Genomic DNA, 24,258 nt, shown 5'->3' with positions numbered 1-24,258 from the left:
CGTAGTCCGGCTGAACAGCTGCAGCGGCTGCAGGTTGCCCGGAGTGCAGCACACAGAGGGCAAAACAAAACCCCCGGAACCGAAGTTCCGGGGGAGTTGCAAAGTCTAGCTGCGCTTAGAGGGCGTTAACCTTCTTGGCCAGGGCCGACTTGCGGTTAGCGGCGTTGTTCTTGTGCAGAACACCCTTGCTAACAGCCTTGTCCAGCTTCTTGCCGGCCAGACGCAGTGCGTCGGTTGCCTTGTCCTTGTCACCGGCAACCACAGCTTCGTTCACGCTGCGGATAACGGTCTTGACCTCGGAGCGGACAGCTACGTTACGCAGGCGTGCCTTCTCGTTGGTGAGGATGCGCTTCTTCTGGGACTTGATGTTTGCCACTTAATAAACTCTCTCGTTTATCGTCTTATACGGTCGGTAGAGGGTTCATCCTTCAGGCCATCGACTGAGCGGTGTGGGGCACCTATGGCGACCCGAAGGGGGCGTGTCGCCCAACCTGCGCGACACACAAGAGTTAACTCTAGCAGAACGGGCCCCCAACGGCGACCGGTCAGCGGCGGTTGTTTAGGACCTTCACCACATTGCGGAAGCGGTCTTCGTCGAGGATTGCGCCTTCTCGCCGCACCGCGTCCTGGGACAGCCGGATGATGCGGTCGAGCTTCACCTCGCTGGGGCGCCGTTCGCGATCCCAGGAGCCGGTGCCGATGTCCAGGTAGTTCGGGTTGTGGTGCTGCGAGTTGTTCTTGTCCTTGCTGGTGAGCATCAGGCCCAGCAGCCATCCGCCCTCGCGCCCGATGACCAGCACCGGCCGGTCCTTGCCCTGGGAGTGGTCCTCCTCGTAGGGGACCCAGCCCCAGACGACCTCTCCCGGGTCTGCATCCCCGTCCATGCTGGGGTTGTACTCGTAGCGGACGGGTCCGGTGAAGTCCCCGGGGTACTCCGTGCTGGTGCCCGCCGCCGGGGCGGGTCGATGGCCGTGGTGGGCGGGTCGAGCGCTTTGCGCGGCGGGACGATGGGAGGTCGAGGCACCGCTTCGCTGCGGCTTGGCACCGCCCGATTTGGTGCTCTTGGTGCTGGAGGAACTCAGTTCCTTGACCGCGCGGAGGATGAAGTCGAATATCTTCTGTGCATTCAAAGCCATGCACCACAAACTATCAGTGCGCGCCGCGGGGAATATGTCCTCACCCGCAAATCATGACAGAATAGGCGTAATTCAATCATGTCTGCTCATTGCTAGTGAGGTCTGTTTAGGTGTCTCCATTGGCCCGCACCGCTCCGGTGCCTGCCGCGACCGATCCGTCGCTTATCCGTAACTTCTGCATCATCGCGCATATCGACCATGGCAAATCCACCCTGGCCGACCGCATGCTGCAGCTGACCGGCGTGGTTTCTGCGCGCGAAATGAAAGCGCAGTACCTGGACCGCATGGATATCGAGCGCGAGCGCGGCATCACCATCAAGTCCCAGGCGGTTCGCATGCCATGGGAGGCCGACGGCACGGCCTACGCCCTGAACATGATCGACACCCCGGGCCACGTGGACTTCACCTACGAGGTGTCCCGCTCGCTGGCCGCCTGCGAAGGCGCGATCCTGCTGGTGGACGCCGCCCAGGGCATCGAAGCCCAGACGCTGGCGAACCTGTATCTGGCGATCGAGGGCGACCTGACGATCATCCCGGTGCTGAACAAGATCGATCTGCCCAACGCGCAGCCTGAGAAGTACGCGGCCGAACTGGCGAACCTGATCGGCTGCGAGCCTGAGGAAGTGCTGAAAGTCTCCGGCAAGACCGGCGAAGGCGTCGAGGCGCTGCTGGACGAAGTCATCAAGCAGCTGCCTGCCCCGGTCGGCGAGGCCGACGCCCCGGCCCGCGCGATGATCTTCGACTCGGTCTACGACACCTACCGCGGCGTGGTCACCTACGTTCGCGTGGTCGACGGCAAGCTGGAACCGCGCGAGCGCATCCAGATGATGTCCACCGGCACCACCCACGAACTGCTGGAAATCGGTGTCTCCTCCCCGAATCCGATCCCGTCCAAGGGCCTGGGAGTGGGCGAGGTGGGCTACCTGATCACCGGCGTGAAGGACGTGCGCCAGTCGAAGGTCGGCGATACCGTCACCAACTCGCTGAAGCCCGCCACCGATTCCCTGGGCGGCTACGAAGAGCCCAAGCCGATGGTGTTCTCCGGCCTGTACCCGCTGGACGGCACCGACTACCCGGCGCTGCGCGACGCGTTGGACAAGCTGCAGCTGAACGACGCCGCGCTGATCTACGAACCGGAAACCTCCGTGGCCCTGGGCTTCGGCTTCCGTGTGGGCTTCCTGGGCCTGCTGCACCTGGAAATCACCCGCCAGCGCCTTGAAAGCGAATTCAACCTCGACCTGATTTCCACCGCCCCGAACGTGGTGTACGAGGTCATGGGCGAGGACAAGCAGCTGATCACGGTGACCAACCCCTCGGAATTCCCGGACGGGAAGATCCTCGAGGTGCACGAGCCGATGGTCGCCGCGACCATCCTGGCCCCGAGCGAGTTCATCGGCGCCGTCATGGAGTTGTGCCAGTCCCGCCGCGGCACCATGCGCGGCATGGACTACCTCTCCGAGGACCGCGTGGAAATGCGCTACCACCTGCCGCTGGCCGAGATCGTGTTCGACTTCTTCGACCAGCTCAAGTCCCGCACCCGCGGCTACGCCTCGCTGGACTGGAAGGCCGACGGCGAGCAGGTCGCGGACCTGGTCAAGGTCGACATCCTGCTGCAGGGCGATACGGTCGACGCGTTCTCCGCGATCACCCACCGCGACAAGGCCTACAGCTACGGCACCATGATGACCTCGAAGCTGCGCGAGCTGATCCCGCGCCAGCAGTTCGAGGTGCCGATCCAGGCCGCGATCGGTTCGCGCATCATCGCCCGCGAGAACATCCGCGCGATCCGCAAGGACGTGCTTGCCAAGTGCTACGGCGGCGACATCAGCCGCAAGCGCAAGCTGCTGGAAAAGCAGAAAGAAGGCAAGAAGCGCATGAAGATGGTTGGCCGCGTGGAGGTCCCGCAGGAGGCGTTCATCGCCGCGCTGTCCACCGATGAGCCGAAGAAGTAGCTAGATGCCCTCAGTATTGCCTGACGGCGATCCGGCTCCGGCCGATGGTCTGCTCCCCGCAGCGTGCGCGCACGGTGCGGCGGAGCGGACCATGTCCTTTTATGTCCACATTCCGTTCTGCACGGTGCGCTGCGGCTACTGCGATTTCAACACGTATACCGCAACCGAGCTGGGCAATGGCTCCAGCCAGGCCACCTACGCTGCCACGGTGGGCCAGGAGATCGGCTTCGCCCGCGGCGTGCTTGACCGTTCCGGGGTACCGCACCGCGAAATCGACACGGTCTTCTTCGGCGGCGGCACCCCGACCCTGCTGCCCGCCTCGGACCTGGTTTCGGTGCTCGGCCGGATCCGCGACGAGTTCGGCATCAAGCCCGGCGCTGAAATCACCACCGAAGCCAACCCGGACTCGGTGAGCCGCGAAAGCCTGCGTCAGCTGGCCGACGGCGGGTTCACGCGCGTGTCCTTCGGCATGCAGTCAGCCGTGCCGCATGTGCTGAAGGTGCTCGAGCGCACCCATGACCCGGCGCGCGTGCCGCAGGCCGTGGCCTGGGCCCGCGAAGCAGGGCTGGATGTCAGCGTCGATCTGATCTACGGCACCCCGGGGGAGTCGCTGGCGGATTGGCGTACCAGCATCGAGGCCGCGCTGAGCTACGAGCCGGACCATATCTCCGCTTATGCGCTGATCATCGAGGACGGCACCAAGCTGGCCGCGCAGATCCGCCGCGGCGAGGTTCCGGACATTGACGACGACGACCACGCGGAGAAGTACCAGCTGGCCGATCAGCTGTTCGAGGCCGCCGGCCTGCAGTGGTACGAGGTGAGCAACTGGGCGCGCGGCGAAGGGCATGCCTGCCGCCACAACATCGCCTACTGGCAGGGCGGGGACTGGTGGGGCGCAGGCCCCGGCGCGCACTCGCATGTCGGCGGGCTGCGCTGGTGGAACGTCAAGCACCCGGCCGCCTACCAGCAGCGCATCGACGGCGGCATCTCGCCCGGACACGGCCGCGAGTTCCCCGACGCGCAGGCAGTTCAGCTCGAACGCACCATGCTGCTCACCCGGCTCAGCTCCGGCATGCAGATCAGCGAACTGGAATCCGCCGGCCGCACCAAGGTTGCCGGGTTGATCGCCGACGAGCTGATCGATGCCAAGGCAGCGTTCGCCGGACGCATCGTGCTAACGCAAAGAGGCCGGCTCCTGGCCGACCTCGTGGTGCGTGAACTGCTGGATTTCTAGGACGTTCGCAAGCGCTGGCGTCCCTGCCGCTACTTCATCAACCGCAGGTTGATCGGGTAGCGGTAGGGGCGTCCCTTGTTTGCCTGGATCGCGGCATACGCGCCCATCAGGGTCATGAAGACCCACAGGCACACGGCGATGACCGCGAAGAGCCAGCCGATGCCCGGCAGCAGGTTCAGGATGTTCAGCACGATCGCCAGAATGGTCAGCGGGAAGGTGAAGTTGAACGCTTCCTTGGATTCCTGGGCGGTGAAGGGGCCGCGGTCGCGGTAGACGGCGAAGATGATGGCCGAGGGAATGCAGCCGAGGATCGCGCCGAAATGCGCCATCATGGCCCACTGGCGGTCTTCCGACGGGGAGAGCGGCAGCGCGGACACGTTTGATCCCTCGAAACGCGAATTCTCAGATGATGGTACCTGGCGAGATGTCACGGAAATGTCCTTGTCTTACGGTGCGGCTTCTCCACCATGATATCGAGCTTCCGCTGACGCCCCGCCCAATGGCACCCTGAAAGTCCAAATCTTAGTCAATTGTTAGGAAACCGTAATCTTCCGTGGTAAGGAAATCGATTAGTTCCTCAACTTTACCCAATAGCGCCGGTTCCAGCTGTCCGTAGTGCTTGACCGTGGACAGGATCCGCTGCCAGCCGATGCCGATATCCTCGGCGGTTGCATGCGGCCAGCCGAAGGCGCGCAGCACGCCGGTTTTCCAGTCGGTCCCGCGGGGGATGACCGGCCAGGCCTTGATGCCCAGCGTGTCCGGCTTGATCGCCTGCCAGACATCCACGTACGGGTGGCCGAGGATTAGCACGTTGCCCGCAGCCCCGGGGACCTTCATGGCCTCGGCGACGATGCGCTCTTCCTTGGTTCCGGAAATCAGGTGGTCGACCAGGATGCCCAGGCGGCGGGTCGGCGAGGGGTTGAATTGGCGGATGGCCCCGGCCAGGTCGTCGACGCCATGCAGCGGTTCGACGACGATGCCCTCCACGCGCAGGTCGTGGCCCCAGACCTTCTCGACCAGTTCCGCGTCGTGCTTGCCTTCGACCCAGATGCGGCTGGCGCGGGCGGTACGGGCCTTGAGGTCTGCCACCGCGCGCGAGCCGGAGGCGGAGATCATGGTGCTCGGCGCCTTGGCCTTCGCGACAGGTTCGACGATCTCCACCGGTTCGCCCTCCAGCAGGAAGCCGAAGCCGGCCTGGAAGGAACGGGTCTTGCGGTGGCGGTCCTCCAGCACGATCACGCGCATGCCGCCGGACTTCTCGGTCTTGACGACCTCGCCGACCCAGCCGGAGACCGCATCTTCCAGGATCATGCCGCGTTCAACGGGCACCTGGCGGAGTTTTTTGGGTGCCGGAGCACTCAGGTCTTGCGGTCCCCAGGAGAAATTGGACACGGACTGCCTTTCGCTGTGATCGAATACGCTCGAAATCCAATGCTAGCAACTGCCGAAGGTATTAGACTTGGCACTTGACAGGTTAGAGTGCCAATTGTGCGGGCGTGGTTTCCCGGGAGGTGTTTTCGTGAGCGAAGTACGACGTCTTGACGTGTTGCGCGCCATCGTGGAGGACTATGTCCAGTCCCGCGAGCCCGTGGGTTCCAAGGCGCTGCGCGAACGGCACAACCTCGGGGTCAGCGCCGCCACCATCCGCAATGACATGGCCCTGCTCGAAGAGGAGGGCTTGATCGCCGCCCCGCACACCTCCTCGGGGCGCATCCCCACGGAGAAGGGCTACCGCCGCTTCGTGGACGAGATCGGCGAGCTCAAGCCGCTGTCGCGCGCCGAGCGCGAGGCGATCAACAAGATCCTGGACAGCTCGCAGGACCTCGACGAGATGCTGCACAGCACCGTGCGCCTGCTGGCCCGGCTGACCAACCAGGTTGCCATGATCCAGGTGCCGCACTACGACACCGCGGAGCTGCGCAACCTCGACCTGGTGGGCTTGGGCTCGGGCCAGGTGCTAATGGTGATGATCGCCTCCAACGGCACCGTGGACCAGCGCATGATCGCGGTGACCCGGCCGTACTCGGACGAGGAGCTGGACAACCTCAAGCAGTGGCTGCTGACTTCCTTCGGCGGCCACCGGCTGGCGGACCTCGTCGGCCCGCTGAGCAACGAGGCAGTGGTTCCGGCGCAGCACGAGACGCCGCTGGTGGGCAGCGTGCTGCGGTCGCTGGAGGAAATGGCGCAGGCGGCGAACGTGCAGCGCATCGTCATGGCCGGCACGGCGAACCTGGCCCGCGTCGAGGGGGACTTCCCGCTGAGCATCACCCCGGTGCTCGAGGCGCTGGAGGAGCAGGTGGTGTTGCTGAAGCTGTTCTCCGAACTGGAGGCGGATTCGCGCGGCCTGGCCGTGGCCATCGGCACCGAGAACCACTACGGGCAGCTGACCGACGCGGCGGTCATCGCCACCACCTACAGCACCGACCAGCGCAGCAAGCTCGGCGTGCTCGGCCCGACCAGGATGAACTATTCCTCCTCCATGGCCTCGGTGCGCGCGGTGGCCCGCTACCTGTCGAAGATTTTGGCGAACTAGCCGCGCGGCCGGTTCGCAGCACAACTTGAGAAGTGAAATTTTAAAGGAAAGGACACGGCGAAGATCGTGAGCTCGCATTACGAGACCCTGGGTGTCGCCAAGGACGCGACCCCGCAGGAAATCAAAAGCGCCTACCGCAAGCTGGCGCGCAAACTCCACCCGGACGTGAATCCCAGCGAGGACGCGGCCGAGCAGTTCAAGCTGGTCACCCGCGCCTACGAGGTTCTTTCCGACGAGAAGAAGCGCGCCAACTACGACGCCACGGGCGACGAGAACGGCAACGGCCAGCCGGGCTTCGGCGGGGGCGCCGGATTCGGCGGCTTCGGCGACATCTTCGAGCAGTTCTTCGGCGGCGGCCAGGCGCAGGGGCCGATGTCCCGCACCCAGCCGGGCCGCGACGCGCTGATCACCATCACCATCGACCTGGAAGACGCCGTCAAGGGCACCGTCTACCCGCTGGAGATGGAAACCGCCGTCACCTGCAAGACCTGCCACGGCGACGGTACCCGCGAGGGCACCAGCCCGGTCACCTGCACCATCTGCCACGGCGCTGGCCAGGTCCAGCGCCCGGTGCGCTCCTTCCTGGGCCAGATGATGACGGTGGAAACCTGCGCCGCCTGCCACGGCTTCGGCACCACCATCCCGGATCCCTGCATCGAGTGCAACGGCGAGGGCCGCGTGCGCGAACACGTCTCCAAATCGCTGAACGTGCCGGCCGGCGTGGATTCGGGCACCCGCATCCAGCTGCGCGGCCAGGGCGAGGCAGGCCCGGGCGGCGGCCCGAACGGCAACCTGTTCGTCGAGGTCGACGTGCGCCGCCACAAGGTGTTCGAGCGCTCGGGCAACGACCTGCACGCCAAGATGACCATCCCGATGACCGCCGCGGCCCTGGGCTGCGAGCTGAAGCTGGAGACCTTCGACGGCGAGCAGACCCTGAACGTGGAGCCGGGGGCCCAGGACGGGGACACCCTGACCCTGCCGGCCCTGGGTGTGCCGCGCCTGCGCGGCGGCAAGCGCGGGGACATCATCGTGCACCTGCAGGTGGAGACCCCGACCAAGCTGGACGCCGCCCAGCGCGAGCTGCTCGAGCAGCTGGCCACGCTGCGCGGCGAAGAGCTGAGCGCCGGACGCGTCGAGCATTCAGGCGGCATGTTCTCGCGCCTGCGGGACAAGCTGAACCAGCGCTAGGCCATGAGCAACCACAGTTTCGTGATCGACCCGCAGCAGGGGGCCGAGGCCCGCGTGGGCGACACCCTGGCGCTGACCGGGCCGGAGGCGCACCACGCGGTGGCGGTCAAACGCACCCAGGCCGGCGAGCAGCTGGACCTGCTCGACGGCACCGGGCTGCGCCTGGTGGTCAAGGTGGCAGCCGCCTCCAAGGAGCTGCTCACGGTGACCGTGCTTGAACGGCTGCAGGAGCAGCCCCCGGAGCATCCAGCCACGCTCATCCAGGCGCTGTCCAAGGGGGACCGCGACCTGCAGGCCGTGGAATCCGCCGTGGAGCTGGGCGTCTTTACCGTCCGCCCATGGCAGGCCGAGCGCTCGATCGTGCGCTGGAACGCGGCGAAGGCGGACAAGGCGCTTGCCAAGTGGCGCGCCCAGGTGCGCTCGGCGCAGAAGCAGTCCCGGCGCAGCTTCGAACCCGAGGTGAAGGAGCTGGTCTCCAGCAAGTCGCTGGCCGCGGCGATTTCCGCGCACGCGGCCGCCGGCGACCTGGTGCTGGTGCTGCACGAGCAGGCGCGGGATTCGGTGGCCCAAGCCGTGTCCGGCTGGCTGCCCGAGGCGGCGCCGGGTACCGGCGTGGTGCTGGTCGTCGGCCCCGAGGGCGGCATCAGCGATGCAGAGCTCGACGCGTTCGTGGCCGCCGGAGCGCATCCGGCGCTGCTCGGACGCCATGTGCTGCGCGCCTCCACCGCCGGCCCTGCCGCGCTGGTCCTGGTGCGCCACCTGCTCGGCGAGCTCTAGCCGGATTAATCAGCGGATGCCGCGAACCCCGAGGGGTTTGCGGCATTCGCTGTTTATTCGGTGGTGGGCGGGCGCCGGCGCTCAGCGCACGGTGAACTCGGAGCTGGTCTCGCCGACCTTGGCCTTGCTGCCGGCTTCCTCGCCCCAGACGCTCAGCGCGTAGCTGCCGGCGGGCAGCCGGGTGGTCAGCGTGAAGGATCCGTCGGGCTCCACGCTCTCGTCGTTGATCCGGTTGGCGGCGGTGATGACCTTGGACTGGCCGTCGGCGGCCTTGGCCTGCAGGGAGTAGAAGGTTCCGCCGTCGAAGCTGGAGGTGCGGCCGTGGAACTTCACGGCGCCCGCCGCGGTGGTGGTGCCGAACTGCGGGTCGATGATCCAGATCGGGGCCATGTACTTCGCGTCGCGCTGGTAGACGTCCTGCAGGCGGTATCCGCCGAAGACGGTGGCGTTCTGCTTCCCGTCGACCAGGATGCGCACGCTGGCGGGGGTGTCGCCGACCAGGATGCCCGCGTTGGAGGCCGCGGCGGTCGCGGTGAACACCAGCTGCTGGATGGCGCGCTCGGACAGGCCCTCGTCGAGCGTGGCGCTGAAGACCTTGGCCGGAAGGTCCAGCGTGATCAGGTTCTGGTTGTCGATGGAGACCCCGACGTCGTCGGTGGACTTCAGGTGCGTGTACCAGGCCGGGTCGGCCGGCTTCCCGGCGAGCAGGTAGGTGATCGCGTCGCCTATCGGCTCCTGGTGGCGGGTGTCGGTGGCGTATTCGCGGTAGAGGTAGACCCCCGAGTCGGTGTTCTCCAGCCAGTAGACCGGCATCTTTTGCCCGGGGAAAGCCTGTTCCATCGAATCGGTGGCCTGCGGGACACCCTGCGCCGCGGCGGCGGAGTTTGCAGGCATCTCGAAGCTGTCGTCGCGCGCGGCAAGTCCGCAGCCGACCACCAGGGCCACCGCTGCGATGACGCCGGTCGCCGCGAAACGTCGCGGGATTCGGCGCTTGTACCACTGCTGCACGTTGGGACCAGTCCATCTGTTCTGCGGGGATTCTTGGGCGCCTGGAACGAGAACGTGGTTCCGCGCGCTCATATAGCGTGACACATCAAGGTGTGCGATGAGGCCGAAATTCGCCAAACCTACCAATCCGTAACCAAATCTATACCTTTGCGACCTGCTCGGATTAGATTCATTTCATACTAGTTTCAGAATTTTCAGCGCTCGGCGGAGCCCTACGTATCGCGTTGGGAGCCGGGGACTAGCTAGACTGGACTTGCGCAAGTTTTTTATTTTCCGAGCTCAAAAGGGGCACGAAGCACTGCATGCAGGTTGAACAGAACCAGAGGCAATCCGAGACCGGGCCGGCGACGCTGGCCATCACGTTCGAGACTCCCGAGCTGATGATCGCAACCCTGGGCCCGAACGACGAGTTGCTGCGCATCCTCACCGGCGCCTACCCGGACGTGCAGTTCCGCCCCAACGGGTCGACCCTGAGCCTCCTGGGCGATCCGGTCCAGGTGCGCAAGGCGCAGCGGGTGACCGAGGAAGCCAGGTCGCTGGCGCAGCGCGGCTCGCGGATGAGCGCGGAAACCATCGAGCAGATCATCAAGATGCTCAGCGCCGGGAACCGGGACGCCCCCACCGACGTGCTGGGGCTGAAGATCCTCTCCGGCCGAGGGCGCTCCATCCGGCCCAAGACGGTGAACCAGAAATCCTACGTGGATGCCATCGAGGACTCCACGGTGACCTTCGGCATCGGCCCGGCAGGCACCGGCAAGACCTTCCTGGCCATGGCCATGGCCGTCGCGGCGCTGCAGGACAAGCAGGTCAACCGCATCATCCTGACCCGTCCGGCGGTCGAGGCGGGGGAGAAGCTGGGTTTCCTGCCCGGCACCCTGAGCGAGAAGATCGACCCCTACCTGCGTCCGCTCTACGATGCGCTGCACGACATGGTGGATCCGGATTCGATCCCGCGGCTACTGGAGGCGGGCACCATCGAGGTCGCCCCGCTGGCCTACATGCGCGGGCGCACCCTGAACGACGCCTTCGTCATCCTCGACGAGGCGCAGAACACCACCAGCGAGCAGATGAAGATGTTCCTGACCCGCCTCGGCTTCGGCTCCAAGATGGTGGTCACCGGGGACGTCACCCAGGTCGACCTGCCGGGCAACGCGGTCTCCGGGCTGCGCATGGCCAGCGAGGTGCTGGAAGGCATCGAGGACATCTCGATCTGCCGGCTGGACGCCAGCGACGTGGTGCGACACCGGCTGATCGCTGACATCGTCTCCGCCTACGACCGCTGGGACGACGACCGCCGCAAGGGCCGCCAACGGCCGCGACATACGAAGTGAGCAGCGAAGCAATGAGCATTGAAGTCAACAACGAAACCGAGTTCGACGTCGATTTGGCCGACGTGAACAAGCTGGCGCAGTCGGTGATGAGCGCCATGTACCTGCACCCGGAGACCGAGGTGTCCATCGTCTTCCTGGATGAGGACGCGATGAGCGCGCTGCACGTGGAGTGGATGGACCTGGAGGGCCCCACCGACGTGATGAGCTTCCCGATGGACGAGCTGCGTCCTGGGCGCGAGCACGTCCCCTCGGAGGCGGGGATTTTGGGCGACATCGTGATCTGCCCGAGCGTCGCGCAGGCGCAGGCCGAAGCCGGCGGGCACAGCACCCATGACGAGATCCTGCTGCTGGCCACGCACGGCCTGCTGCACCTGATGGGCTTCGACCACATGGAGCCCGAGGAGAAGGAAGAGATGTTCTCCCTGCAGCGCCGCCTGCTGGAGTCCTACACCGGGCGCCCGGCGCCGAAGGAAACGGTGGAATAACCGCCGTGGGTATACTCCTGCTGATTCTCGCCGTCGTCTTCATCGCCTGCTCGGCGGTGCTCACGGCCGCGGACTCGGCCTTCTACGCACTTTCCCGCCACGCCGCCGAACGGCTGCGGGCGGATTCCGAATCCAAGGCGCTCAGCGCCATCCTGGACGACACCGAATCCCACGCCCAGGCCATCAAGTTCTGGCGCGTCTGGTTCGAGACCGCCTCCGCGGTGTCCGTGGCGCTGCTGGTGTCCACCCGGGTTCAGAACATCTGGCTCGCCGGGCTGATCGCCACGATCGCCATGGCCGCCCTGGGCTTCGTGCTGGTGAGCATGTCGCCGCGGCGCTACGGCCGCTCCAACGCGCAGCGCGTGGTGCAGGCCACCGCCCCGATGGTCCGCCTGCTGCGCCGCGCCCTGGGCCCGGTGGCGAACTGGCTGGCGAACATCGCCAAGGCGCTAAGCCCCGGAGGCACCGACGAGGACGGCTACCTGGGCAAGGAGCGCCTGCGCGACCTGGTGGACCGGGCCAGCGAGGGCGAGGACCTGGACGAGGAATCCGCGGAGCTGATCTCCGGGGTCATCGACCTGGAGGAAACCAACGTGCGCGCGGTCATGGTGCCGCGCACCGACATGGTGGTGCTGGATCCCGACCACACCTTCCACAGCGCGCTGGACCTGTTCATGGCCTCGGGCTACTCGCGCATCCCGCTGATCGGCGAGGACTCCGACGATATCCGCGGCATCATCTACCTCAAGGACCTGATCGGGGAGATCCACGGCCTGCAGCAGGCCAAGGACCTGCTCGAGCTGGCCCGCCCGGTGCGCTTCGTGCCGGAGTCCAAGTCCGCCGCGGAGCTGCTGCAGGAGCTGCAGCAGGAGTCCATCCACTTCGCGATCGTGGTCGACGAGTACGGCGGAACCGCCGGGCTGGTCACCCTGGAGGACCTGATCGAGGAGATCGTCGGCGAGATCGACGACGAATACGACCGCAGCCGCACCGAGCTTGTGGAAAACCCGGACGGCTCGCTGTTCGCGGTGGCCAGCGCCTCCATCGACGACGTGGCAGACCATTTTGACCTGCTCATCGACGAGGAGGACGTGGACACCGTGGGCGGGCTGCTGTCCAAGGCGCTGGAGTCCGTGCCCGTGCTCGGCTCCACCGCGGATGTGAACGGCCTGCGCCTGACCGTGGTCGCCCTGGCGGGGCGCCGCAACCGCATCGGCAAGATCCATGTAGAGCGTCTGGCCAAGGACGCTTTAGACCATATCGAGAACGACGAGGAATCCTCTGATGAGCGATAACCACACCCCGCGCGCCCTGGGCGAATGGCCCGAGGGCTTCCGCTCCGGCTTCACGTCCTTCGTGGGCCGCCCGAACGCCGGCAAGTCCACCCTGACCAATGCCCTGGTGGGCCAGAAGGTGGCGATCACCTCCGCGAAGCCGCAGACCACCCGCCACACCATCCGCGGCATCGTGCACCGCGAGGATGCACAGCTGGTGCTTGTCGACACCCCGGGGCTGCACCGCCCGCGCACGCTGCTGGGCCAGCGCCTGAACGACCTGGTCGCCGAGACCCTCTCCGAGGTGGACGCGATCGGCTTCTGCCTGCCGGCCAACGAGAAGATCGGCCCCGGCGACCGCTTCATCGCCACCCAGCTGGCGCAGCTGCAGCGCAAGCCGATCGTCGCGATCGTGACCAAGGCCGACCTGGTGGACCGCGAGGCGCTGGCCGCGCAGCTGATCGCCGTGACCGAGCTGGGCAACCAGAACTTCGGCCCGAACGGCTTCGCCGCGATCGTCCCGGTCTCCGCGGTCAAGGAGTTCCAGGTGCAGGAGGTTGCCGACGTGCTCGTGCAGCAGATGCCGGCCGGCCCGCCGCTGTACCCGGACGGCGAGCTGACCGACGAGCCCGAGGCGAAGATGATCGCCGAGCTGGTCCGCGAGGCGGCGCTGGAAGGCGTGCGCGACGAGCTGCCGCACTCGCTGGCGGTGGTCGTGGAGGAGATGGTTCCGCGCGAGGGCCGCAGCGAGAACAACCCGCTGGTGGACATCCACGTCTCGCTGTACGTGGAGCGCTCCAGCCAGAAGGCCATCGTGATCGGCCGCGGCGGCTCCCGGCTGCGCGAGGTCGGCACCAACGCCCGCAAGGGCATCGAGAAGCTGCTGGGCACCAAGGTGTACCTTGACCTGCACGTGAAGGTCGCCAAGGACTGGCAGCGCGACCCCAAGCAGCTCGGCCGCCTGGGCTTCTAGCCCGCAGCGCCTCACCGGCATCCGCCGCCGGGATACGGCTTCCCGGCGGCGGATGCCGCGCTTAACGCCCGCAGGGGCACTACTACTTGGCCAGCGTCGCCACGATGCGCCGGGCGATGAGCCGGTCGATCGGCGGTACGTTCGAACCGCGGACCACCCACCGGCGCAGCAGCAGCCCGGCGCGGGTCGCGGGCAGGAAGCTTGCCGCGGCCCGCCGGCCCGTGGCCTGCGCGGTGCGCACCGTCACCTGCCAGCGGGCGGAGAAGCCGGCCAGCGCCGCGGGGATCCACTCCGGGTCCTCCAGGTGCTCTAGCGAGGCCGCGAGTTCCGCGGCGCCCGCCACCGCGAGCGATCCGCCCTGGCCGGCCAGCAGCGACACCGCGCCGCCGGCATCACCCAGCAGCACCGTGTTCCCGCGCGACAGCCGCGGCATCACCACTTGCGCCACCACGTCGTCGTAGGGCTCTTCCGGGCACAATTCCAGCAGCCTGTCCACAGCTGCCCCCAGCCCGGTGAAGTGCCTGCGCAGCCGGTCGCGGGCGTTCTGCGGGTCCCCGGGCAGCGCCCGGTACACCAGCAGGCAGGCCACGCGCCCGTCGTGCAGCCCGTAGTAGCCGGCGGTGCGACCGACGCTGTCGGTGAGCACGAAGCGGTTTCGGGCTCCCGCGTTGATCCCCGGTTCGTCCACGATGTACGCCGCGGCGCGCAGACCCAAATCCCGAAGGCAACCGGAGTCGGGACCGAATACCGCACCGCGCACCGCCGAATGCAGCCCGTCCGCGCCGATCAGCAGGTCGGCGTCGAACCATCGGGTTTCGCCATGCCGGTCCTTGGCCGCGAGCGCGACCGAGCGCGGCTGCTGCGCGACGCGCGATGCCCGGTGCCCGTAGTGCAGGCGGACGCTGCCCGCTGGGGCGTCGCCGAGCGCGCGCAGCGCCGCGTTTTCCATGTCCGGCCGCAACAGGCTGAGCACGTTGCCGCCCGCCAGCTGGGAGAACCGTGCGTAGTCCAGGCGAGCGGTTTCCCGGCCTTCGTGATCGACATAGGCCGCGGCCTCGATCCGATAGGCCGCCTGGGCCAGATACGGGTAGATCCCGATGCGCTCGGCGGCTCGCACCCCGGGACCGAAGAAGTCCATCATGTATCCCTCCGGCCTCGGCTCTGGCGCGCGCTCCAGCACGTCCACTGACCAGCCGGCCAGGCCCAGTTGCCGGGCCGCGACCAGCCCGGCGATTCCCGCTCCCACGATGAGCGCCCGCATGCGACACCTGCCTTCCGCGACCCTGGCGATGGTCCCATTCTTCGCCCGCCGCTGCCTCCGTGTCCAGCGTCCTCCGAGTCCACAATGTGACACAAACGCGCAACAGTTTCAGTGCGGGCCACGGGCCGGTGTTATGCTCAACACGTGCATTTCGAGCTTCTACTACTAATCAGCCGCTGCGAGGATCCAACGGACCGCTAGTGGTCCCTCGGCCGACCCCTCGTTGCGGAGTAAGCTCTTGTCTGGCCCCACACAAACTACGCACCAACTTTTTGTCTAGGGGACAACCGAAATGCAGAACATGCAAAAGCCTTCGAACATGCCGATCCACAAGTATGTTCCGTTCCAGGACCAGATCGAAGTCAACCTTCCCGATCGCACCTGGCCCGACAAGTACATCACCAAGGCCCCGCGCTGGTGCGCCGTCGACCTGCGCGACGGCAACCAGGCGCTGATCGACCCGATGAGCCCCGAGCGCAAGCACAAGATGTTCGACCTGCTGGTGCAGATGGGCTTCAAGGAGATCGAGGTCGGCTTCCCGTCCGCCTCGCAGACCGACTTCGACTTCGTGCGCCAGCTCATCGAACAGAACCGCATCCCCGAGGACGTCACCATCCAGGTCCTCACCCAGTCCCGCGAGCACCTGATCGAGCGTACCTACCAGGCGCTGGAAGGCGCCAAGCAGGCCATCGTGCACCTGTACAACTCGACCTCGATCCTGCAGCGCGAAGTCGTCTTCCGCCAGGACCAGGACGGCATCGTCGACATCGCCGTGCAGGGCGCGCGCCTGTGCAAGAAGTACGAAGAGCAGATGACCGGCACCAAGATCACCTACGAATACTCCCCGGAGTCCTACACCGGCACCGAGCTGGAGTTCGCCAAGCGCATCTCCGAGGCCGTGGCCGAGGTGCTGGAGGCCAGCCCGGAGAACAAGATGATCCTGAACCTGCCGGCCACCGTGGAAATGGCAACGCCGAACGTGTATGCCGACTCGATCGAGTGGATGCACCGCAACCTGGCCAACCGCGATTCGATCATCCTTTCGCTGCACCCGCACAACGACCGCGGCACCGGCGTGGCCGCCGCGGAGCTGGGCTACCTGGCAGGCGCCGACCGCATCGAGGGCTGCCTGTTCGGCAACGGCGAACGCACCGGCAACGTGGACCTGGTGACCCTGGGCATGAACATGTTCGGCCAGGGCGTGGACCCGCAGATCGACTTCTCCGACATGGACCACATCCGCCGCACCGTCGAGTACTGCAACCAGCTCCCGGTCCCGGAACGCAGCCCATACGGCGGCGACCTGGTCTTCACCGCGTTCTCCGGCTCCCACCAGGACGCGATCAAGAAGGGCCTGGAGGCCATGGAGGCCAAGGCCGGCGAGCAGGGCAAGGATCTGAACGAACTGGTCTGGGCCGTGCCGTACCTGCCGGTGGACCCGAAGGACATCGGCCGCTCCTACGAGGCAGTGATCCGCGTGAACTCGCAGTCCGGCAAGGGCGGCGTGGCCTACCTGCTGAAGAACGACTACAACCTGGACTTGCCGCGCCGCGCGCAGATCGAGTTCTCCGGCGTGATCCAGAAGATGACCGACACCGAGGGCGGGGAGGTCTCCTCCTCGACCATCTGGAACGTCTTCCAGGACGAGTACCTGCCGGCCGAGGAAGGCTCGGACCACAAGACCTGGGGCCACTACCGCATCGCCTCGGCCACCGCGACCTCCGACGAGGACGGCAGCTTCCAGCTGGACGCCAAGCTGGTCATCGACGGCGCGCCGCATGAGCGCTCCGCCGGCGGCAACGGCCCGGTCTCCGCGCTGGTGCACATGCTCAACGAGGACGGCGTGGACCTGCGGGTGCTCGACTACTCCGAGCACGCCATGAGCGAGGGCGGAAACGCCCGCGCCGCCGCGTTCGTCGAGTGCGCCGTGGGCGACCGCATCCTGTGGGGTGTCGGCCTGGACACCAACACCAACATCGCGGCGCTGAAGGCAGTGGTTTCCGCGGTCAACCGCGCGATCCGCGACGCGAAGTAGCCGCCGCTACCGCAAGCGCACGTCATCAACGCCACGGCCGGCACATCCTCGCTGGCCGTGGCGTTGGGCATTCTGTCGGTGGCCAGGTGGGAGAATTGAGCACGTGTCAAGATCAGGTTTCGCCTCCAAGAGCTACCGCACCCGCGGCATCGTTCTGCGCACCCACAAGCTGGGGGAGGCCGACCGCATCATCACGCTGCTGACCCCCAACGGGATCGTGCGCGCGGTGGCCAAGGGCGTGCGGCGCACCTCCTCGCGGCTCGGGGCCACCCTCGAACCGTTCATGGAGGTCGAAGCCCAGCTGGTGATGGGGCGCAACCTGGACATCGTCTCCCAGGCGCAGCTGCGCCACGCCTATGGCCAGCTGCTGGTCGCCGACTACCCGAGCTACACCGTGGCCACCGCCATGGTGGAGATCGCCGAAAAGCTGCTGGAAGCCGACAGCGACTCGAACTTGCGCCAGTACCGGCTGCTGCACGGGGCGATCGCGCTGCTGTCCAAGCACCTGGTGGAGCCCGGCGCCGTGCTGGACTCCTATATCCTGCGTGCCCTGTCCATCGCCGGCTGGGCCCCGTCCTTCACCAACTGCGTGCGCTGCGGGAAGCCCGGCCCGCACGAGGCGCTGCATGTGCAGCTTGGCGGCGTGGTCTGCTCCGACTGCCGCCCGCCGGGGTCGCTCTCGCCGCACCCGGTGACCATCCAGTACCTGCAGGCGCTGCTGGAGGGGGACTGGGACACCGTCGCCCTGGCCGGGCCGCGCGCCCGCAAGCAAGCGGCGGAGATCACCGCCAATTATCTGCAATGGCACCTGGAGCGTGCCGTCAAGTCCCTACGCCATGTGGAGAGATCATGAAGAAGCTGCCCAAGATCACCGGCCGCCGCGGTCCGGTCGCACCTTTCGCGCACCCCCAGAACCCGGTCATGCCGCAGATCCCGACGGAGTTGATCCCGGAGCACGTCGCCATCGTGATGGACGGCAACGGCCGCTGGGCCAACCAGCGCGGCCTGCCGCGCACCGAGGGGCACCGTGCCGGGGAAGCCGCGCTGCTGGACGTCATGGCGGGCGCCGTGGAAATGGGCATCAAATACGTCTCCGTGTACGCGTTCTCCACCGAGAACTGGAAGCGCAGCCCGGAGGAAGTCCGCTTCCTCATGGGCTTTTCCCGCGACGTGCTGCGCCGCCAGCGCGACACCCTGCATTCCTGGGGCGTGCGCATCCGCTGGTCCGGCCGCGAGCCGAAGCTGTGGAAGTCGGTGATCAACGAGCTGCGCGAAGCCGAGGAGCTGACCCGCGAGAACACCGGCTGCCAGCTGACCATGTGCGTGAACTACGGGGGCCGGGCCGAGCTCGGCGATGCCATGGCGGCCATCGCCAAGGACGTCGCCGCGGGCAAGCTGCGCGCCTCCTCGGTCGGGGAGAAGACCATCGGCAAGTACCTTCACGCCCCGGAGCTGCCTGACGTCGATTTGTTCCTGCGCACCAGCGGCGAACAGCGCACCAGCAACTTCCTGCTGTGGCAGTCCGCCTATGCGGAGATGGTGTTCCTTGACCAGTTGTGGCCCGACGTCGACCGCCGCACCCTGTTCACCGCGGTGGAAGAGTACGCCAAGCGCGACCGCCGCTACGGCGGCGCGATCGACAAGCCCGGCGCCTAGCCGTCAAGCATCTTCAGCCACAGGTTCAGGTCCCTGAACGCGGTGGCGCGGGCAGGCTCCGCCGAGGTGAAGACGTCGTGCATGGCACCGTCGAGTTCCGAGAGCGTCACGAAGCTGCCGAGTTTCAGCGCGCGCAGGCGCGTCTGGGTGACGTCGATGACCGAATCGGTATGCTGCATCTGCTCGGAATACGAGGTGCTGAAATGCGAGGTCTTCGAGGTCAGCATCAGGATCGGAAGGCTCAGGTTCAGTCCCCGGGCCACTTGGGCGTGGCCTTTGAGGATCGTGTGCAGCCAGCCAGCAGTGGTGGGAAAGGCCAAGGTGGGACGCCAGATGGGATGGATATCCCACTGGCCGCTGGCCTGGTCGCTGAGCGACTGCCAGTAGTGGTCGAACTGGTTGGCCAACACCTTGCGCCGCGGATTGCTGCGCGACATCGCTTCCATCAGCCCGTTGATCGGCACGCGCAGGAACGCCGTGCCCTGGAACTCCAGCCACGGCGCGTTGAGCACCAGGCCCTTGATGTTCGGCGAAGTGCGCGAGATCCACAAGCTCAGGATGAGACCGCCCATGGAATGCCCCTGCGCCACCACCGGCAGTTCGGGATGTTCGCGCTGCAAGATGCCAAGGCTCGCGTCCAGCTCGAGGTCGAGGTCTTCCAGGGCCGAAATGTATCCGGGAAGCTCGTGCTCCTTGCGAAGGCTGCGACCGTGGTGGCGCAGATCCAGGGCGTAGAAGTGGTAGCCCCGGTGGTGCCAGAACTCGGCAAGTTCGCGGTTGTAGAAATAATCGCTCCAGCCGTGAACCGACAACACCACGCCCTTGGCCCGGCGGCCCAGTTTCCGGAACCAGCCGGAGGGCGCATACCGCACCAGTGTCGCGACTAGCGGCCCCTCGGCGTCGGACCCGAAGTCCAAGGTCTGGTACTCGTAGCCCGGTCCCAGTGGATCGGGCACCCAGACACCCGGCGGTGTGGACGGCAGGAATTCAGGCCATCTCGCTGCGGGAAGAAGTTCTGCGACCGTCATGAAATCAGCTTACCGACCTCAAGTTGTCTACAGACCCCATTTCACGGGAAGATTGGAACCATGCGCATTTATCCTTTGGTCTTCAAGCACGTTTTCGCCAAGATGGATCCTGAAAAGGCCCATCACTTCGCTTTCGATGCGATCAAGATCGCCCAGCGCGTTGGATTGACCAAGGCAGCCCGCAAATTCTTCGCTCCCGCTCCGAAGCTGAAGCGTACCGTGATGGGGATCGATTTCCCCTCGCCCTTCGGCCTGGCCGCAGGTTTTGACAAGGGCGCTACCGGCATCATGGCCTTGAGCGACATTGGTTTCGGCCATGTCGAGATCGGCACAGTGACCGGACAAGCCCAGCCAGGAAACCCGCAGCCTCGCTTGTTCCGTCTGGTTGAAGACCGCGCGGTCATCAACCGCATGGGATTCAACAACGAAGGCGCCGAGGTTGTTGCCGCGCGGGTGGCGCAGGCTCGCCAGCAGTTGAAGTCGGACTACGCGGCAAATCGTCCGGTGGTGGGCGTCAACATCGGCAAGACCAAGGTCGTCGAGCTTGGCGAAGCGGTGGGGGATTACCTCGCTTCAACCCGACAGCTGGCCATCCACGCCGACTACCTGGTCGTGAACGTCTCCAGCCCGAACACCCCGGGGCTGCGTCTGCTGCAGAGTGTTGAAACGCTGCGTCCCCTGTTGACCGAGGTCGGCGAACTCGCCGACCATGTTGCAGGCCGGCACGTACCGCTGCTCGTCAAAATCGCACCGGATCTGAGCGACGAAGACATCGCCGATGTAGCAAAGCTCGCCACCGAGCTGGAACTCGACGGCATCATCGCCACCAACACCACCATCGGACGCGAAGGGCTGAAGAGTTCCGCGGCGATGGTCGAGAAGATCGGGGCCGGAGGCCTGTCCGGCGCCCCGCTGAAGCAGCGTTCCCTGGAAGTCCTGCGCCAGCTTCGAGCCTTGGTTCCATCCGAGATGGCAATCATCGCCGTTGGCGGCGTGACCGACGCGCAAGACGTGAAAGCCCGCTTGGATGCAGGTGCAAACCTTGTGCAGGGCTACACCGCATTCCTCTACGAGGGGCCTTTCTGGGCGCGCTCGATCAACCGTGCTTTGGAGCAAATGCTCTAACCAAGGCACAGCCAAACACTACAACGGAGCTTCGAACCGAATTGGTTCGAAGCTCCGTCGTTTTAAAGAGCGTGGAGACTGAACGCCGCTGCTTCACTCCCGGGCAATGTGGCCACGCTGCATGGATGCGGGGGAGTATCGACACACGAAGGGTCTTGTCTTCCAATAAACAAGATTGAAAGCTTGTTTGCAGATTTCTGTTCAAACGTGCGCATGAGAACTTGTAACCACGGGTACAAGAAAATTTCGCCGAACCAGCAATTTTCGCGCACTTCGCGACGTCAGACTCCGACAGCTCGGGCCAAGCGCGCCTGACGTTGATAGCGCTCACGAATTTCCAGCCTCCATCAAAGCCCTGACCTTGTAAATGGTCGCCTGCCTGCCTGCGAAAGGGTGACAGGACAAACTTTAAAGCTGGTGAAACCATCCTCAGGGAGGCTCACCAAAGGTTGCGCCGCGTGCGGAATATGTCGATTTCGGTCAAGAGAAAAGGGCGGATTCCGAGTGGAATCCGCCCTTTGAAGTTGTCGGGATCGATTAGTCGATCGATGCTCCGCGCTTGACCTGCGGTTTAGGCAGGCGCAACTTGCGGAACTGCATTCCGCGCATCGTGGCATACATGCGAACACCGCGATCCAGCGAGCCAAACTTGGCGACGAGACGACGCTTCAAGATCGAAGTCGTGACGATTGCCTCGATGATGATCACGGCAATCAGGACCCAGAGGGCGCCCTGGACGTACATCTGTACGGCCAGATTACCGCTGAAAGTCAGCGAAACAACGAGGAAGGCGAGGATGAAGAACATCATGAACTCGCCTACCATCCACCGCGAGTCGATGAAGTTGCGTGCATAGCGCTTCTGCGGGCCCTTGTCGCGAGCCATGAGGTAGCGTTCATCACCGGTTTCGTTGGCAACACGCAGGCGATTCTGGGCCTCGATGCGCTGTTGGCGCTCAGCTTCCTTCGCGGCCTTGCGGTCAGTCGGGACCAACGGACGCTGGCGATTCGCCTGCTGCGCGTTGCGCTTGGGCGTCGGGCCAGCCTTACGACCGTCGGTCGATTCAGAAGCCTGCTCAACAGGCTCCACATTTACTTGGGATTGAGATTCATCCTTCTTACGTCCAAACACCCCTCTATCCTAGCGGGGATTGAATCATCAGGTGACATTCGCAACCACAAGAATTGCTAGGCTGAAAGCATGTCATCAAATTCAATGCCTGAGGCCTCCGCACATGGTGTGGACGTAGCTAGCCTCAAGAACCACATCCAGTCGAACTTCGAGCAGATCCTCGAAGAGTTGACCTCGTTGGTTGCCATCCCCAGCATCGCGTGGGAATCCTTCGACCCAGCGAACCTCGAAAAATCTGCCGAAGCGGTCGCGGCTCTGGCCAAGGGCGCCGGCATGCCAAGCGTTGAGATCCTGCGCGAACCCACCGATTCGGGCGCCATGGGAGCTCCTGCAGTTGTCGCCCGTCGCCCGGCGGCCCCCGGCAAACCAACCGTTCTGCTGTACGCCCACCACGATGTACAGCCTCCAGGCGATGAAGCGGACTGGAACACGCCGGTGTTCGAGGCCACCCGAGTGGGAGACCGGCTCTTCGGCCGGGGAGCCGCAGACGACAAGGCCGGCATCATGGTCCATATCGCCGCCCTGCGCGCCGTCCTGGACTTGGTGGCGGACTTCGGCGTCGGTGTTACGTACTTCTTCGAAGGCGAGGAAGAAGCCGGTTCGCCGTCCTTCCGAAACTTCCTCGAAGCCCACCAGGACAAACTGGCGGCAGACGTCATCATCGTCGCCGATTCCAGCAACTGGGCCGTAGGAACCCCGGCGCTTACAAGCTCCCTTCGTGGTATGTGTGCTGCGGAGATCACCGTGCGCTCGCTTCGCCATGCGGTGCATTCTGGCATGTTCGGCGGTCCGATACTCGACGCCCCGATCCTGGCGGCGAAACTCATCTCCACCTTCCACAACGAGGACGGTGCCGTGGCCATCGCGGGCCTCGTGTCCAACGACGCGGCGGATGTCGACTTCGATGAAGCTGAATTCCGCCGGGATTCCGGTGCGCTCGATTCCTATTCGCTGGCTGGAACGGGAAAGATCACCGATCGCCTGTGGAATAAACCAGCGCTCAGTGTCATTGGTATGGATATGCCAAGTGTCGACCACTCCTCGAACACCCTGATTCCGCAGGCGCGCTTCAAGGTTTCAATGCGGTTGGCACCCGGGCAGGATCCAGCCAAGGCCCTGGAAGCCTTCGAGGAACACGTCATGAATGTGGACCTCAGGGGAGCCGAAGTGGAGTTCAAGGCGGTTGAAGCCGGCAATGCCTATCTGGCGGATCTGGCTGCCTCAGCCAATGGCGCCGCTTCGTGGGCCCTGGAACAAGCCTGGGGAGTTGTACCGGTTCACATGGGACTGGGCGGCTCCATTCCGTTCATCGCCGACCTTTCGGACGTTTTCCCGGAAGCTCAGATTCTGGTGACCGGTGTGGAAGATCCGGACTCGCGAGCCCACTCGGCAAACGAGTCGTTGCATTTGGGAGATTTCCAGCATGCAATTGAGGCAGAGGCGCTGCTTCTGGCACGGATTGACTCCGAAGGTCTATGAGCCGCGTCATAGACGCAGTTCAAGGGGGAGCTTTATTTGGGTCCCCGACGTAGGATAGAACTAAGAACAAAGGCCCCAGGTGCCCGTCACAATGATGAAACCTGGTGCCTAGCCAAGCAGTTTGGGAGGAAATGATGACTGCAGCCGTAGACCAGACCAAGGGTGATCCAACCGAGGTCCCAACTCACGACGTCAATATTTCAGATGTCGCAGCAGCCAAGGTTCGCTCGCTCCTGGAGCAGGAAGGCCGCGATGACCTGCGCCTGCGCATCGCCGTTCAGCCAGGCGGCTGCTCGGGCCTCATCTACCAGCTCTACTTCGATGAGCGCATGCTCGATGGCGATGCGGTCCGCGACTTTGACGGCGTGGAAGTTATCGTCGACAAGATGAGCGTTCCATACCTAGCCGGAGCCTCCATCGATTTCGAAGACACCATCTCCAAGCAGGGCTTCACCATCGACAACCCCGCAGCCTCCGGCTCCTGCGCCTGTGGAGATTCCTTCCACTAGGCCCTAGGGAACTAACGCCGCTGTTCAAACGTTGAAGAAATTTCTCGTTTGAACAGCGGCGTTTTTCGGTATTCTGGGCCCTGAGAGGGTAAGCTCTACGTTAAGTAGTAAAACTATGTTTCGCTTCATAAGCCGCCTCACCG

The 24,258-nt window shown here is 65.2% G+C and carries 23 protein-coding genes; 15 read left to right on the top strand and 8 right to left on the bottom strand.

Annotated elements, in window-relative coordinates:
• Positions 1–115: 115 nt before the first annotated feature.
• Positions 116–376, bottom strand: a complete 261-nt coding sequence (rpsT, locus tag RF641_RS07385; protein ID WP_047119152.1) for a 30S ribosomal protein S20 — start codon at positions 374–376, stop codon at positions 116–118.
• Positions 377–545: 169 nt separating this feature from the next.
• Positions 546–1,136, bottom strand: coding sequence for a type II toxin-antitoxin system PemK/MazF family toxin (locus tag RF641_RS07380; RefSeq protein ID WP_424572880.1), 591 nt, complete (start codon positions 1,134–1,136; stop codon positions 546–548).
• 110 nt (positions 1,137–1,246) lie between these two features.
• Between RF641_RS07380 and lepA the strand changes: the two genes are divergently transcribed.
• Together lepA and hemW are read left to right on the top strand one after the other, a co-directional pair.
• Positions 1,247–3,088, top strand: a complete 1,842-nt coding sequence (gene lepA, locus RF641_RS07375; protein ID WP_424572879.1) for a translation elongation factor 4 — start codon at positions 1,247–1,249, stop codon at positions 3,086–3,088.
• A 4-nt stretch (positions 3,089–3,092) separates the two neighbouring features.
• Positions 3,093–4,322 (top strand): radical SAM family heme chaperone HemW, encoded by a 1,230-nt coding sequence (gene hemW / locus RF641_RS07370; protein ID WP_113606264.1) that lies wholly within the window; start codon positions 3,093–3,095, stop codon positions 4,320–4,322.
• Between the two features lie 29 nt (positions 4,323–4,351).
• Here hemW and RF641_RS07365 read toward each other — a convergent pair whose 3' ends face one another.
• Positions 4,352–4,699, bottom strand: a complete 348-nt coding sequence (locus tag RF641_RS07365; protein WP_231735948.1) for a DUF4870 domain-containing protein — start codon at positions 4,697–4,699, stop codon at positions 4,352–4,354.
• A 145-nt stretch (positions 4,700–4,844) separates the two neighbouring features.
• A complete protein-coding gene (locus RF641_RS07360; protein WP_161448190.1) occupies positions 4,845–5,714 on the bottom strand; it encodes a DUF3097 domain-containing protein in 870 nt (289 codons plus the stop codon).
• Between the two features lie 127 nt (positions 5,715–5,841).
• Between RF641_RS07360 and hrcA the strand changes: the two genes are divergently transcribed.
• From hrcA to RF641_RS07345, 3 genes are all read left to right on the top strand, one after another.
• Positions 5,842–6,855: a heat-inducible transcriptional repressor HrcA gene (gene hrcA / locus RF641_RS07355; RefSeq protein ID WP_047119146.1), complete on the top strand. Its 1,014-nt coding sequence runs from the start codon at positions 5,842–5,844 to the stop codon at positions 6,853–6,855.
• Between the two features lie 66 nt (positions 6,856–6,921).
• Positions 6,922–8,043 carry a molecular chaperone DnaJ gene (gene dnaJ / locus RF641_RS07350; RefSeq protein ID WP_053798093.1) on the top strand — a complete coding sequence of 374 codons (1,122 nt, stop codon included), beginning with the start codon at positions 6,922–6,924 and terminating at the stop codon, positions 8,041–8,043.
• Between the two features lie 3 nt (positions 8,044–8,046).
• Positions 8,047–8,820 (top strand): 16S rRNA (uracil(1498)-N(3))-methyltransferase, encoded by a 774-nt coding sequence (locus tag RF641_RS07345; RefSeq protein ID WP_424572878.1) that lies wholly within the window; start codon positions 8,047–8,049, stop codon positions 8,818–8,820.
• An 81-nt stretch (positions 8,821–8,901) separates the two neighbouring features.
• On the opposite strand, the gene RF641_RS07340 is transcribed toward RF641_RS07345, so the two are convergent.
• Positions 8,902–9,828: a GerMN domain-containing protein gene (locus RF641_RS07340; RefSeq protein WP_424572877.1), complete on the bottom strand. Its 927-nt coding sequence runs from the start codon at positions 9,826–9,828 to the stop codon at positions 8,902–8,904.
• Between the two features lie 302 nt (positions 9,829–10,130).
• On the opposite strand from RF641_RS07340, the gene RF641_RS07335 reads away from it, so the two are divergent.
• The 4 genes from RF641_RS07335 to era are packed head-to-tail and all read left to right on the top strand — an operon-like array spanning position 10,131 to position 13,891.
• Positions 10,131–11,159 carry a PhoH family protein gene (locus tag RF641_RS07335; RefSeq protein WP_047119143.1) on the top strand — a complete coding sequence of 343 codons (1,029 nt, stop codon included), beginning with the start codon at positions 10,131–10,133 and terminating at the stop codon, positions 11,157–11,159.
• 11 nt (positions 11,160–11,170) lie between these two features.
• Complete coding sequence (ybeY, locus tag RF641_RS07330; RefSeq protein ID WP_424572876.1) at positions 11,171–11,644, top strand: rRNA maturation RNase YbeY; 474 nt, start codon at positions 11,171–11,173, stop codon at positions 11,642–11,644.
• A 5-nt stretch (positions 11,645–11,649) separates the two neighbouring features.
• Complete coding sequence (locus RF641_RS07325) at positions 11,650–12,939, top strand: hemolysin family protein (protein WP_113606260.1); 1,290 nt, start codon at positions 11,650–11,652, stop codon at positions 12,937–12,939.
• Positions 12,929–13,891, top strand: coding sequence for a GTPase Era (era, locus tag RF641_RS07320; protein WP_047119140.1), 963 nt, complete (start codon positions 12,929–12,931; stop codon positions 13,889–13,891). The genes RF641_RS07325 and era overlap by 11 nt, the downstream gene beginning before the upstream one ends.
• A gap of 82 nt (positions 13,892–13,973) precedes the next feature.
• On the opposite strand, the gene RF641_RS07315 is transcribed toward era, so the two are convergent.
• A complete protein-coding gene (locus tag RF641_RS07315) occupies positions 13,974–15,245 on the bottom strand; it encodes an FAD-dependent monooxygenase (protein WP_424572875.1) in 1,272 nt (423 codons plus the stop codon).
• A 199-nt stretch (positions 15,246–15,444) separates the two neighbouring features.
• Here RF641_RS07315 and leuA point away from each other — a divergent pair, with 199 nt between their 5' ends.
• From leuA to RF641_RS07300, 3 genes are all read left to right on the top strand, one after another.
• Complete coding sequence (gene leuA, locus RF641_RS07310) at positions 15,445–17,187, top strand: 2-isopropylmalate synthase (protein ID WP_047119138.1); 1,743 nt, start codon at positions 15,445–15,447, stop codon at positions 17,185–17,187.
• 103 nt (positions 17,188–17,290) lie between these two features.
• Positions 17,291–18,040 (top strand): DNA repair protein RecO, encoded by a 750-nt coding sequence (recO, locus tag RF641_RS07305; RefSeq protein WP_113606258.1) that lies wholly within the window; start codon positions 17,291–17,293, stop codon positions 18,038–18,040.
• A complete protein-coding gene (locus RF641_RS07300; RefSeq protein ID WP_424572874.1) occupies positions 18,037–18,843 on the top strand; it encodes an isoprenyl transferase in 807 nt (268 codons plus the stop codon). Before recO ends, RF641_RS07300 begins: the two co-directional genes overlap by 4 nt.
• Here RF641_RS07300 and RF641_RS07295 read toward each other — a convergent pair.
• Positions 18,840–19,871: an alpha/beta hydrolase gene (locus tag RF641_RS07295; RefSeq protein ID WP_424572873.1), complete on the bottom strand. Its 1,032-nt coding sequence runs from the start codon at positions 19,869–19,871 to the stop codon at positions 18,840–18,842. The genes RF641_RS07300 and RF641_RS07295 overlap by 4 nt on opposite strands.
• A 60-nt stretch (positions 19,872–19,931) precedes the next feature.
• Here RF641_RS07295 and RF641_RS07290 point away from each other — a divergent pair, with 60 nt between their 5' ends.
• Entirely contained in the window at positions 19,932–20,996 is a 1,065-nt protein-coding gene (locus tag RF641_RS07290; RefSeq protein ID WP_424572872.1) for a quinone-dependent dihydroorotate dehydrogenase, read from the top strand.
• 537 nt (positions 20,997–21,533) lie between these two features.
• Here the strand turns inward: RF641_RS07290 and RF641_RS07285 are convergent.
• Positions 21,534–22,127: a DUF3043 domain-containing protein gene (locus RF641_RS07285; protein WP_047119133.1), complete on the bottom strand. Its 594-nt coding sequence runs from the start codon at positions 22,125–22,127 to the stop codon at positions 21,534–21,536.
• A 69-nt stretch (positions 22,128–22,196) separates the two neighbouring features.
• Between RF641_RS07285 and RF641_RS07280 the strand changes: the two genes are divergently transcribed.
• Together RF641_RS07280 and RF641_RS07275 are read left to right on the top strand one after the other, a co-directional pair.
• Complete coding sequence (locus RF641_RS07280) at positions 22,197–23,606, top strand: dipeptidase (RefSeq protein WP_047119132.1); 1,410 nt, start codon at positions 22,197–22,199, stop codon at positions 23,604–23,606.
• 134 nt (positions 23,607–23,740) lie between these two features.
• Positions 23,741–24,115: a HesB/IscA family protein gene (locus RF641_RS07275; protein WP_047119131.1), complete on the top strand. Its 375-nt coding sequence runs from the start codon at positions 23,741–23,743 to the stop codon at positions 24,113–24,115.
• Positions 24,116–24,258 lie beyond the last annotated feature (143 nt).

This window comes from Arthrobacter sp. 'calajunan', assembly GCF_046940185.1.
In the GTDB taxonomy this organism is placed as follows: domain Bacteria; phylum Actinomycetota; class Actinomycetes; order Actinomycetales; family Micrococcaceae; genus Glutamicibacter; species Glutamicibacter soli.
The sequence above is the reverse complement of the archived record's forward strand: the minus strand, read 5'-3'. Positions and strand labels throughout refer to the sequence as shown.

Coding starts and splice junctions, on each gene's coding strand:
- leuA (WP_047119138.1), top strand. CDS start 15,445: ATGCAGAACATGCAAAAGCCTTCGAACATGCCGATCCACAAGTATGTT.
- RF641_RS07335 (WP_047119143.1), top strand. CDS start 10,131: ATGCAGGTTGAACAGAACCAGAGGCAATCCGAGACCGGGCCGGCGACG.
- RF641_RS07275 (WP_047119131.1), top strand. CDS start 23,741: ATGACTGCAGCCGTAGACCAGACCAAGGGTGATCCAACCGAGGTCCCA.
- RF641_RS07295 (WP_424572873.1), bottom strand. CDS start 19,871: ATGACGGTCGCAGAACTTCTTCCCGCAGCGAGATGGCCTGAATTCCTG.
- hemW (WP_113606264.1), top strand. CDS start 3,093: ATGCCCTCAGTATTGCCTGACGGCGATCCGGCTCCGGCCGATGGTCTG.
- era (WP_047119140.1), top strand. CDS start 12,929: ATGAGCGATAACCACACCCCGCGCGCCCTGGGCGAATGGCCCGAGGGC.
- RF641_RS07300 (WP_424572874.1), top strand. CDS start 18,037: ATGAAGAAGCTGCCCAAGATCACCGGCCGCCGCGGTCCGGTCGCACCT.
- RF641_RS07345 (WP_424572878.1), top strand. CDS start 8,047: ATGAGCAACCACAGTTTCGTGATCGACCCGCAGCAGGGGGCCGAGGCC.
- RF641_RS07290 (WP_424572872.1), top strand. CDS start 19,932: ATGCGCATTTATCCTTTGGTCTTCAAGCACGTTTTCGCCAAGATGGAT.
- RF641_RS07380 (WP_424572880.1), bottom strand. CDS start 1,136: ATGGCTTTGAATGCACAGAAGATATTCGACTTCATCCTCCGCGCGGTC.
- ybeY (WP_424572876.1), top strand. CDS start 11,171: ATGAGCATTGAAGTCAACAACGAAACCGAGTTCGACGTCGATTTGGCC.
- RF641_RS07280 (WP_047119132.1), top strand. CDS start 22,197: ATGTCATCAAATTCAATGCCTGAGGCCTCCGCACATGGTGTGGACGTA.